The sequence below is a fragment of the Myxococcus sp. CA005 genome, from assembly GCF_006518205.1.
Lineage (GTDB): Bacteria > Myxococcota > Myxococcia > Myxococcales > Myxococcaceae > Myxococcus > Myxococcus xanthus.
In genome coordinates this window covers 1-11,300 of the sequence record NZ_SRLV01000149.1, presented here as the reverse complement: position 1 = coordinate 11,300, position 11,300 = coordinate 1, and the positions used below count along the sequence as shown (strand labels likewise).

Below are 11,300 nucleotides of genomic sequence, written 5' to 3'. Positions count from 1 at the left end.
GTGGGGGGGGCTCCGCCGGGGGGCCTGGAAGTCCGACAGGTGGCGACCCCGTCCAGCTCGCCTCCGGCCAATTCCTCAACCGCGAGTTGGACTTGTTCATCGCGGACATCCTTCCCATTCAAGTGGAGCGTACCTATCGCTCACTGGACTTGACCCGCAGGCAATTTGGGGTGGGCATGGCCGGTAACTACGAGCAGTACCTCTGGCGAGCAACGGCGGCCTTCACTGAGTATGAGTTAGTCAATCCAGACGGAACGCGCATCCGCTATGAACGGGTGTCTCCCGGAACAACTTCGCAGAGCGCCATCTTCGAGACGACCTACCCAGGTCCGTGGTCCGGCTCGCGCATCGTTTATAATGCCGACATCCTTGGCTGGGACCTGTGGTTCCGGGATGGTCGCCGCTGGACGTTCAACCACGCTCATCGTCTGGAGCGGATCGAGGATCGCAACGGAAATGCCCTGACCATCACTCGCCAGAGTGGGTACTCAGGCCCAATTACTCGTGTCACCGGGCCGTCTGGCCGCTGGGTGGAGTTCACCATTGGCTCGGGCCTCTATAACGGTTTGGCCACCCAGGCTCGGGACAATGCCGGAAGAATCGTCACCTATACCTACGACACGCAGGGGCGGCTGACTCAGGTCACAGACGCAGTAGGGGCGGTTCGCAAATACACGTACAACGATTCCAACTACATTGAGACGGTGGTGGACGCGGAGGATCGACTCGTCGTCCACAATGAGTACGGGGCGAAGGGTCGCGTCTCCAGACAGACGCTGGCTGATGGCAGCACCTACGAGTTCACTTATCTAGTGGAGATGATCGCTGACTGCGTGCCTAACGGCGCCTGCAATGTCCGTGAGGGGGAGCAGATCAACCGCACTGACGTGAAGGACCGCTCGGGGCAAACGCGGCGCGTGTCGTTCTATTCGGGGTACATCATCTATGACACATATCCACTTGGCGCGCCCGAGGAGCGCACGACGAGCTTCGAGCTTGATCTGTCCAATGGGAGGCGGAAAGCCGTCATTGACTCACTGGGGAGGCGAACCGAATTCGAACATGACGCCTGGGGCAACATCACCCGGGTGACCAGTCTCGCGGGCACGCCGCAGGCGGTGTCAACGCAGTACGCATATAGCGCGACCAATCAGCTCTCGACCGTCCAGGACGCACTTGGCCATATCACCGAGTACCAGTACGACGCTCGGGGCAACCTGAGGCGCATCGAGGACCCAACGGGGCGGACCCTAGAGTACACACATGATTCCTTGGGGCGTCTGATCACGGTGCGTGTCGGTACGGACGCTCCCCTCACCTTCACCTATGAAGGCGCGGACATCATCGCGGTGACGAATGGCGGGGACCTGACCACGGAGTTTTCCCACGATGCCCTAGGGCGCGTTGTCACCCGGCGCAGCCCCGCAGGGCATGTCGACCGGTACGAGTACGATGGCAGCGATCGGCTGCTCAAGTACATCAATGCCAGCGGTCACGTCGTCGAGTTCGCCTACGACAGATCTGGGAGGGTTGTGTCCTCGACGGATGCCCGCGGCCAGGCGACCCTTTATGCCTACAACAACCTGGGCCTGCTCTCCGAGCGGATGGACCCGTTGGGGCGCATCGAGACGTTCACATATGACACCGCAGGTCGCCTGCAGGCATTCAAAGATCGTAAGGGGCAGGTGAGTGGGTGGAGCTATAACTCCGCTGGCGAGACGGTCCTGGTGGGTTTTGGCGCCACGGTGTCTGCGCCGACGGTGTATGCAAACAGCATCGCCGTCGAGTACGACCTGGGGGGGCGCCTTGTCCGAATGGAGGACAGCTTGGGAGCCATTATCACCCAGGCACATGATGGCCTGGACCGGCTCGTCCAGGAGGTGTCGCCGAATGGGACTGTGGACTATACTTATGACGCCGTGGGCCAACTGGCGACCATGAATGCCACTGGGCACTCTCAGGTAATTTATACCCACGACAACGCCGGCCGGTTGACCGCCATCGCGCAGGGGGGGCGTACAGTGGCTTTTGCCCATGATACGGTGGGTCGTCGGCAGTCCATTTCTCTGCCTAACGGGGTATCCCAGCATTACGCCTACGACACTGCTGGGCGACTCTCCGCAATTGAGTATCGGCAGGGGATGTCTGTGGTGGGAGACCTGCACTACACCTACGATGGAGACGGGAATCGCGTCTCAGTCGGTGGCACCCTTGCACGCACGGGATTGCCGCTGACGGCCTCTGGCGCTGTCTACGATGCGGCCAGCCAGTTGACAGTCTGGAATGGTCAGCCTCGAGCCTACGACGCCAATGGCAATCTTGTGTCGGATGGCGCGAGAACCTATAGCTGGGATGCGCGCAATCAGTTGGTTCAGATCGTCGAGGGTCCCGGAGCGTTGGCGACGTTCGAGTATGAGCCCACGGGAAGGCGTTCACGCACGATGTTGTTCGGCGTCGTGGAGGACTATCTCTATAGTGGGGACAATTTCATTCAGGTTAAGTCCCTGGCGGGAACGCGTGACTTGTTGACGGGATTTGGGCTGGACGAAGTTTATAGCCAGACGTCCTCCAGCGGTTCCTATGACTTCTTGTCGGAGGTCATGGGAACGACAGTGGCGCTCGTTGATGGTGCCGGCAGCCTGAGCTCGATGTACTCCTACGAGCCGTACGGAATGGCGCTGTCTACGGGGCTAACGACCGCAAATACTCAGACGTTTACGGGGCGGGAGGATGACGGAACGGGGCTATTCTACTTTCGGGCTCGCTACTATGAGCCGGCCACAGGACGTTTCCTTCAGGAGGAGCCGTTCGTGCAGAATCCTGCGATGCTTCAAGCTTATGCGCTTATGGGGCAGGGATTGCCGCCTTATGCATATGCCTCGAACAACCCCTTGAGCTATCGTGATCCCACAGGGGAAAATCCGGTCGCGGGTGCCATGGCGGGAGCCGTTGTGGGAGGTCCGGTAGGTGCACTCGTCGGTGCGGCGGTAGGGACGGCGGCAGTGGGAATCATTGCCTATTGCGCCACTCATCCAGGCTCGTGTCCTAGTTTTCCGTGGCCGGAACAGACGGCGGATGATCCCGTCATGAATCCGCCAGCGCCCCCGAATGCTTGCCCGATGGGGAAGGGGGAGCGAAACTTCTCAGGCAAGGAGAGCGGGTCAGATAACGCATTTAAGCACTACAGGCCGGTTCGAGGGCGGCCCGATAAGGTAGAGTTTAAGCATCCTCAAACGGGAAAGAAGACAATTAAACCCAAGCCTCCGGGATTCGACGATTGGTTCAACGGAAAGAAATAGTCCGCAGAGGCCGAAGGGGCATTGTCGCGCCGTTGGCGGTCGAGGCGATGGAGCGGGCCTGGGACCTGGAAGAGGTTCCGGAGGGGGCGCGTGATGCACTTTTCCACGCCTATCTGATGGCGGCCCGGGCAGGCAGAGTGGAGGCCATGACGAATGCCGGCCTCCATCTCCTGTACGGGGATGGTGTTCCCCAGGATGTGCGGCACGCATTCCGATGGATGCGGAAGGCCGCAGGCCTGGGGGACGGGGTTGCCGCTTTCAATCTGGCTTTGTCCTACGAGAAGGGACCATGCATCCGGCCGAATCGGAGGCTTGCCGAGTATTGGTACAGGCGTGCTGTATCCCTGGGATTCCCTCCGGCTCGAATGAACCTGGCGGCACTGCTCGTCCAGAGCTCCGATAAGGAGAAGCTGAAGGAGTCCGTTGCGCTTTACCGGGAAAGTGCACGGTTAGGGAATGTGAAGGCCTTGCTCTACGTCGCATTTGCCTACGAGCAGGGCCGAGGCGTCCGGAAGAATCTAGGACGAGCCATTCAAATCTACAAGAAGGCCGCTGACGCGGGAAATGCCGATGCCCAATGCGTCCTGGGTTGGATGTGTCTCAATGGTGTCGGGGGCTCTACAGACATACTGGGGGCTCTCAGGTGGTACCAACAGTCCGCAGAACAAGGTAACGCCAGTGCCCTCTTTAGCCTGGGACAGATGTACGGGGAAGGCAATGGCGTGCCCAAATCCAGGACACGCGCAGCTCGGTACCTCAGGTTGGCCGCAGCTCTGGGCCATTCTCGGTCCGCAGACTATTTGAAAGAATTGGGCTTCGAGGTGTAGCGGGCGCGCCGGGAGTGGATGCGTCAGCGGGCGACCTGATTGTAGTCAACTTGGTGCATCAATAATTCCGGGGTGGTGAATGCCAGGGCGTGCCGTCGAGGAGGAAATGCAAACGGCGGAGCCCGCCGCGCCCAGGTGTCCATGCCATCCACTCGCCAGTCAGGTGCCCGAAGAGGCGTTCCCGAAACGACTCAGCATTTCTTCCACGTACTGGACGCCCCGAGCCGTGATGGCTTTGCCCTTCTGGGTGTCCTGTGCGTAACCACCGTGCAGGCGGAGCGCCTTGGCCGCGTTCGGCGCGGCGTAGGTGAAACCCAGCTCCCCCCAGAAGCGCGACGTCGTTCCAGAGGTCACCTCGAACTCCGCATCCAGCGAGCGTGCGAGATAGAGGGGGATGAGTGACCGCACGAGCTGGTCCTTCTGCTTGCCTGCAGCGATGAAATCCTGCTGCCGCGGATGGCTGCGCAACGCGGACAGCAACTGGTCCACGGCGGTGCCACCATTTCCAGTCGCGGGCGAACCGGCCTTCTTATCGGGGCGCGCTCGCTTCTTCGTCTTCGTGGCCGGGCGGGCCGTCCGCTTCTCCGACTTGGCTCCCGTGCTGCTCTGCACCTGCCGTGTTGCGGGCTTCTTCTTTTTCGCCCCCGTGCGAGGCGCCTTCGCCGTCACCTTTCGGGAAGGCTCAGGCGTAGCGGCCTGGGCCGCCGAAGGTGCGACAGCATCGGTGGTTACCGCACCACGCGGCGGAGTTCGCTCTGCCACGGTCGGCTCCGACGGCGGCGCGTCGGACGGCTGGGAGACGACTGGCCTGGGACGCGGCGTACGCTCGACCACGGTCTGCTGCGTGGCGCCACGGGGAGGAGGTGAAGGGAAGTCCGAGGCCCGGGGCGCGGATGTGTCTCGAGGCTCTTTGAGCCCGAGGCGCGCGCGCACCTCACCCACGATACCGCCCAACCCCACGTTCTGGAGCAGACCTTCCAACCGGGACGTGAAAGACACCTGGTGAGCCCTCCTGGAGACGCGCACATTACCCCATGAGGGCCACATCCCCGAGCGGATGGCTCGATTCCTGCCGGTCCTGCTGCCGTGGAGGAGGCGGGAGGCACCGGTTATGGGGGCCCCAGGGGCCGAGCCCGAGCCGCTGTGCCGTGGACATGCCGCCCGGGTTCGCGCCCCGCGCCGTGCCCTTCCCAGCGCATCCCCAGGTCTGAACAGACACCCGGACCGACAGAAGCGGGCCAGCCCCCAGGGCGGGAGTGGGCATGACCCACTGTCTTCCATGTGCAAGGCCATGCAACTGTTCGCCAATCGTCAGACGGCGTTAGACTCTCCGGACTCCTTCCCTGCACATGCAGCTGCTTTCCTCCGCCCTCGTCCTGCTGCTCCTCGCGCCTTGCGCGGCCCTGGCTCAGGGTGACTCCCGTATTGCCTTCCTGGGCAAGCAGCTCCAGAAGAGCAAGGACCCGCGCTCGCGCTCGCAGGCGGCGCTGGTGCTCGGCGCCACGGAGGACCCGGAGGCCGTGCCGCTGCTGTGCAACGGATTGAAGGACGAGAGCGAGCTGGTGCGCGCGGCCGCGGCGAAGGGGCTGGCGAAGCTGCTGGAGCCCGGCGGGCTCGACTGCCTCCAGGCCCACAAGGCGGACGCGGACGCGTCGGTCCAGGCGGCGGTGAGCGATGCCGTGGGGGCCCTGAAGGAGTACCAGTCCCGCCCGCCGCGCTTCTACGTGCATCTCGAGGCGGTCAAGGACCGCACGGGCAAGCTCCCCGCCGACCTGGTGAAGGCGACGGAGGCGCGGCTGCGCTCGCGGCTGATGCGGAGCGGGGCCCAGCTCGCGCCCGCGAAGGAGACGAAGGCGGCGGCGAAGGGCACGCTGAAGAAGCTTCGGGTGCGGGGCTACCGCATCACCCCGGAGCTTCATGCGACGGACGGCGGCGGACTGCGGGTGGCGCTGGTGTGCCTCACCTACCCGGACCTGTCGCTGATGGGGCAGGTGGAAGTGAATGCCGCGGGCGCTCAGCCTGGCGATCTCCTCAAGGCGCTGGTACCTCGCGCGGTGGAGGAAGCGGCGGAGACCTTCGAGTGGAGCAGCGAGACATGACGACGACCACGGCGCCCCTGACGCCAGCCAAGCGGCGCTGGCGCAACTTCCTTCTCGAAACGGGCTTCCAGCTCAAGCTGACGGCGTACATCGTCTCGGTGACGCTCGTGCTGTCGGCGCTGCTGGGCGTGTTCCTCGTGAGAGGCGCGCAGGCGCTGATGCGCGAGACAGCGACGGCGGTGGAGGCCCGCTCCCGCGCGGCGGAGGTCAGCCGCGAATTGTCCGGCGCCACGCTCTCCAACGAGCTGCTGACTCGGATGGACGACCCCACGTTCGAGGCGAGCTTCCGCGAGAAGGCAGGGGCCATTGACGCGGCCTACGAGGCCGAGCGTGCCGCCATCGTTGCCCAACGCGCTGAGCTGGAGCGGCAGCAGAAGCTCACCTGGTGGGCGCTTGGGGGCTTTCTGGTGGCCTTCATCGCGGTGGTGGGATTGGGGACCATCGTGGTGACGCACAAGGTGGCGGGCCCACTCTTCCGCATCCGCCGCATGGTGCAGGAGGTCCACGACGGCCGGCTGCGTCCACCCCAGCACGGGCTCCGGGATGGCGATGATCTCCAGGACCTCTTCGATGCCACGCGGAAGATGGTGCAGCGCCTCCGCGAGCAGAACGAGGAGGACGCGAGGACCTTGGCGAACGTCCTCCTGGCCGCGGAGCGCTCGGGCGCTTCCCCCGAGCTCATCCACGAGCTGCGCGCCCTGGATGCGCGCTACCGCACCCGGCTCGAAGACTGAGCCCTTCCGGGGCTCACCCCCAGGACCGCGCGGGTCCTGACTCCACGGTGAGCCCCGTCTCCTTCAGCATCGCGTGGATGCGCAGGCGCGCCTGGGCCCACGGAAGCGCCTCGACGCGATAGCCCTCCAGTGCGTTCATCAGGTGGCCACGGTAGCTGGGGTGTCCCGGGTCCGAGATGATGACCACGCCCCGGTCCGTCGTCGCCCGGATGAGCCGGCCCACGCCCTGGCGCAGTTGCAGCAGGGCGCGGGGAAGCCGGTAGTGGAGGAAGCCCATGTATTCGCCGCCGCTGCGAGAGAGGGGCTCCTCGCGCGCGGCCACCAGCGGACGCATGGCGGGCTCCAGGGGCAGCTTGTCGATGAACACGCAGCCGACGCCGCGACCGGGGATGTCCACGCCCTGCCAGAAGCTCTTGGTCCCCAGCAGCACGGTGCCCGTGTCCTTCTCCTGCCGTGCCGCCAGCGAGCGGCTGTGCCCCCGTGACTGCCGCAGCACCTCGATGCCCAGTGGGTCCAGCCGTCCGCGGACGCTCGTGCCCACGCGCTCCATGCGGCGTGTCGATGCGAACAGCCCCAGCACCCGGCCTCCCATCGTCTGTGCCAGGCCCGAAATCCGGAGCGAGGCCCACTCCACGAAGGCTTCTTCGTGCGCACGAGGCGCATCGGTGACGAGCACGACCAGCGCCTGCTCATGCAGCTTGAAGGGCGTGGCCGCGCGTACCAGTCGGGGCGCAGGTCTGCCTCCACGCCCATCGAGACCCAAGCGCCGGAGGACGAAGGGGAAGCCGTCGCCAGTGCCCAGCGTGGCGGATGCGAGCACCAGCGTGCGCTTGCTCTCCGCGAAGTCCTTCGACACGTAGGCAGAGACATCCACTGGCTGGGCGCTCAAGCTCCACCGCTGCCGCTTCGGTTCCGCGGTGGCCGCGTAGCACCGTCCTGGCGCGGCTTCTCCGGACAGCTCGCCCGCGAGCACCGCCAGTTCGCCAAGCTCGGTGGTGGCACCCGACAGCTCCCGCTCCAGCGCGGGTTGTCGAGCGGCCAGCTCAGGAAGGGCGGCCAGCACGCGCACGGACAGCAGGACATGCAGCGCCTGGAGCGCGCCGCGCACGCCTTCCAGTCCTTCGCGTACCGGCTCCCAGGCGGGCAGGGTGCGCACGGTCGCGGTGATGCGCAGCTCCGGAGAGTACGCACCTTCATCCGGGTCCTCGCCCACGGCTGTGGCGGTGGGCTCGCACAGCTCCGTCACGCGCGCACCGAGGTCACGCGCGTCGTCAAGCAACCGGCGAAGGCCATCCTCCACCTCGCCCATCAGTGACCGTGTCTCCGTCCGGCGCGAAGCGCTCAGCGCCTTGCGCAGCTCGGCGAACAGGCCGCGCCTTCCGTCCCTGCCATGCAGCCGTTCGATGAGGCGGAGGAAGGCCAAGTCTGACAGCTCCAGCGTCAGCGCGGTGGTGGCGACATCCTCCACCTCGTGCGCCTCGTCGAGGACCAGGTGGTCCAGCTTCGGGTAGCGCGCGGGCCACGCGAAGGCGAGCGACTGGTTGATGATCAGCACGTCCGCCTCACGGGCCTGCGCCACGGCCGAGTGATAGAAGCAGCGGTGGAAGTGCGGGCACTTCTCGCCCAGCGTCGTCGACGCCTCGGAGCGCACGGCGGGCACCAGCGCCATCAGCACCGGGAAGCGCTCGCGGAACCAGTGGCTCAGTCGGTCCAGGTCTCCTTCGCCACTGCGACGCAGGTACGCACGCAGATACGCCCGGGGCGCGCGCGCGGAGTGCCCCATGCCGGGCTCCACTCGAGTGGCTTCCAGCGCGCGGCGGCGGCACAGGTAGTTCGTCTGGCCCTTCAGCAGGGCGTAGCCGAAGGCGCCCTTCGTGGCGCGGTGAAGCCGAGGCAGGTCCTTCTCCAGGAGTTGGTCCTGGAGTGTCTTGGTGTGCGGCGCCACGCCGACCTTGCGTCCATTTCGCGCCGCGAAGAGGGCGGCGGGAGCCAGGTACGCCAGCGACTTGCCCGTGCCCGTGCCGGCTTCCATCGCGAGTTGCCCGCCGTCCGACAGCGCCCTCGCTACCGCCTGCGCCACGTCGAGCTGCGCGGCCCGGCTCATGAATCCTTCACCGGCCTGCTCCAGCGCGCCGCCAACGCCCAGCAGCGCTGAGACCTCGTCCGGACGCACGGGGAGCACGGGGGCATCCGCCTCTGGCTCGGGCAGCGCCGTGGCGCCCCCCGCGCGCCGCCGCTCCGGCTTCCCACGAAGGAAGCCCTGGGCCTCCAGCGACAGCGGCGCAGCCTCCTCACGGCACGCGGCGGCCAGACGCGACAGCAGGTCCACCAGCGGCCATTCCTCATAGTCGAACGCGCCGCTCGCGCCGTCTTTCAGGCCCACGCCCTCCATCGCCAGGCGCAGCTCCGCGCCCTTGCGCGGGTCCAACGCGGCGAGCAGGTCCACCACGTCATCGCCACGGCCCTCGCGGACGCAGCGCTCCATGGCGTGCACCAGCACCGAGTACACCGCCTCGCAGTCCGACACCGCGCGGTGCGGCTGTCTCAACGCGAGCCCGCCCCAGCGCAGCAGCGACTCCAGCGAGTGGCTGGGCAGCTCCGGGTGCAGGTAGTGCATCAACTCGCACGAGTCGAGCACCGGGGCGTGGATGGGCCCCAGCAGGTCCGGCAGGAAGCCTTTTTCAAAGGGCGCGTTGTGCGCCACTACCGTCCAGCCGGAGAGCTTCTCGCGAAGCTCTGCGATGTCGGTGCCGAAGCGCGGATGCCCTTCGAGGTCCGCGTCCGTCAGGCCCGTCAGTCGCCGGATGGTGAGGGGGAGGGGCCGCGACGCCGAGTACAGGCGCGCGAAGCGTTCCACCTCGCGCCCGTTCTCGAAGAAGATGCAGCCCAGCTCGATGACCTCGTCCACGCGCGGATCCAACCCCGTGGTTTCGAGGTCGAGGAACACATGCCGGGTGAAGAGCTCCGCCGCGCCGCCCATTCAGGCCGCGGAGACTACTCCTCCCGGCGGCGCTGCCTAGAAATCGACCAGCGTCCGTCAGTCGACCATGAAAACGCCGGAAATCATCTTGTTCATGGCGCAGCCGTACACCAGCTTGCCGGACTCCTTCGGCGTGAAGGCAATCTCCACCGGCTGGTCGAGCGGCAACGGCGTGTTGATGTCGTAGCCGTCCATGACGACCTCGGTGGCGCAGGTGTGGTCCGTCTTGCGCGTCACCACCAGCTTCACCGGCTCGCCCTTCTTGAGGCTCACCGGGCTGGGCTCGTAGCCCTTCTCGGTGACGGAGAGCTCGACGATGCGCACGCCGTTCTCCCGCTTCTCGGGGACCGCGGGCGCCTTCGCCGCGTCGGCGTCCTTCGTGCATCCTTGCTGGGTGATGCCCACCATGGCGGCCGTCGCGGCCAAGGCGAGCCAGGGCTTGATGATGCGGGAGATGAACTGACGCATGGATGTCTCGGCGGTGTGGGGCGTACGCCCCGCGGAGATGGCCCTCAGGCCTCGTCCGCGGGGGCGCTCTCGTCGGAGGTGGAGGTGACGGGCTCGAAGCGCAGCAGGGCGTGGAGCGGGACGAAGACTTCGTGGCCCTCCTCGCCCAACAGCAGGTCGAACCGGCCCACGCGCATCAGCGGGAGCTGGAGGGTGATGCCGTTGCGCAGCACCATCCGCACCGTCTGCCCGATGTGGTCCAGGAAGGCGCGCGGGTCCGAGTGGGGGCGCTTGTCCGGCTGACGCGCCACCGCGGACGGCTTCTGCGTCAGCTTGGCATCGCGCTCCAGACCGGGCAGCAGCCGCTCCCAGTCCGTGCGCCGGGCCAGCAGCACTACCTGGAGCTTCTCCAGGCGGCCCGTGCGCTCCAGCGTGAAGGCGATGGGCTCCTCGGCCTGTAGCGTGTCCAGCAGGGAGCGCTCCGCCAGCACCACGGAGACTTCTGCCTTGTCGCTGATGAGCTGGGCCAGGAAGTCCGCCACCACGGCGTTTTCGACCTCGCCGCGCGCCTGCTTGATGGCCGCCTTGCGCTGGGTGCGCTCCTTGCGGGCCATGAACTCGGCCACCGTCATCCCGCTCTGGAGCACGCCGAAGGCGTCACCCAGGGACAGGCTGGGCGTCTGGCCCATCAGCTCGTACACCTGGTCGAAGCGCTTCGCCTCCTCGGCGTGCAGCTTGCGCCAGATGCGGCACTTCATCTTCCCTTCCAGCTCGCCCTTCGCGATGCGGGCGGGGACGCGCTCGCGCACCGCCAGCGCCTGAATCTGCTCGGGCGTGGGGGGCGGCCGGGGCGTGGACGGCCGGAAGCCGCCGGGGCGTCCGCCGAACCCACCACCGGGGGCTCTGCCTGGAGG

Annotated in this window: 8 protein-coding genes; 4 read left to right on the top strand and 4 right to left on the bottom strand. The window is 66.3% G+C overall.

Going from position 1 to position 11,300, the window contains the following annotated elements; translation table 11 throughout:
• The coding region (locus FMQ63_RS35890) for an RHS repeat-associated core domain-containing protein (RefSeq protein ID WP_255509290.1) at positions 1-3,299 on the top strand (3,299 nt) is incomplete at its 5' end.
• A gap of 47 nt (positions 3,300-3,346) precedes the next feature.
• The gene (locus FMQ63_RS35885; protein WP_020480668.1) at positions 3,347-4,126 is read left to right on the top strand and encodes a tetratricopeptide repeat protein; all 780 of its coding nucleotides are present in this window, start codon (positions 3,347-3,349) and stop codon (positions 4,124-4,126) included.
• Between the two features lie 159 nt (positions 4,127-4,285).
• Here FMQ63_RS35885 and FMQ63_RS38280 read toward each other — a convergent pair whose 3' ends face one another.
• Positions 4,286-4,795 (bottom strand): hypothetical protein, encoded by a 510-nt coding sequence (locus FMQ63_RS38280; protein ID WP_228556558.1) that lies wholly within the window; start codon positions 4,793-4,795, stop codon positions 4,286-4,288.
• Between the two features lie 680 nt (positions 4,796-5,475).
• On the opposite strand from FMQ63_RS38280, the gene FMQ63_RS35875 reads away from it, so the two are divergent.
• Positions 5,476-6,225, top strand: coding sequence for a HEAT repeat domain-containing protein (locus FMQ63_RS35875; RefSeq protein ID WP_011555748.1), 750 nt, complete (start codon positions 5,476-5,478; stop codon positions 6,223-6,225).
• The gene (locus tag FMQ63_RS35870; RefSeq protein ID WP_011555747.1) at positions 6,222-6,959 is read left to right on the top strand and encodes a hypothetical protein; all 738 of its coding nucleotides are present in this window, start codon (positions 6,222-6,224) and stop codon (positions 6,957-6,959) included. The genes FMQ63_RS35875 and FMQ63_RS35870 overlap by 4 nt, the downstream gene beginning before the upstream one ends.
• A 13-nt stretch (positions 6,960-6,972) precedes the next feature.
• Here FMQ63_RS35870 and FMQ63_RS35865 read toward each other — a convergent pair whose 3' ends face one another.
• The 3 genes from FMQ63_RS35865 to FMQ63_RS35855 all read right to left on the bottom strand — a co-directional run.
• Entirely contained in the window at positions 6,973-9,939 is a 2,967-nt protein-coding gene (locus FMQ63_RS35865) for a helicase C-terminal domain-containing protein (RefSeq protein WP_011555746.1), read from the bottom strand.
• 57 nt (positions 9,940-9,996) lie between these two features.
• Complete coding sequence (locus FMQ63_RS35860) at positions 9,997-10,407, bottom strand: cupredoxin domain-containing protein (RefSeq protein WP_011555745.1); 411 nt, start codon at positions 10,405-10,407, stop codon at positions 9,997-9,999.
• 44 nt (positions 10,408-10,451) lie between these two features.
• Positions 10,452-11,300: hypothetical protein (locus FMQ63_RS35855; protein WP_228556557.1), on the bottom strand; the 849-nt coding region annotated here is incomplete at its 5' end.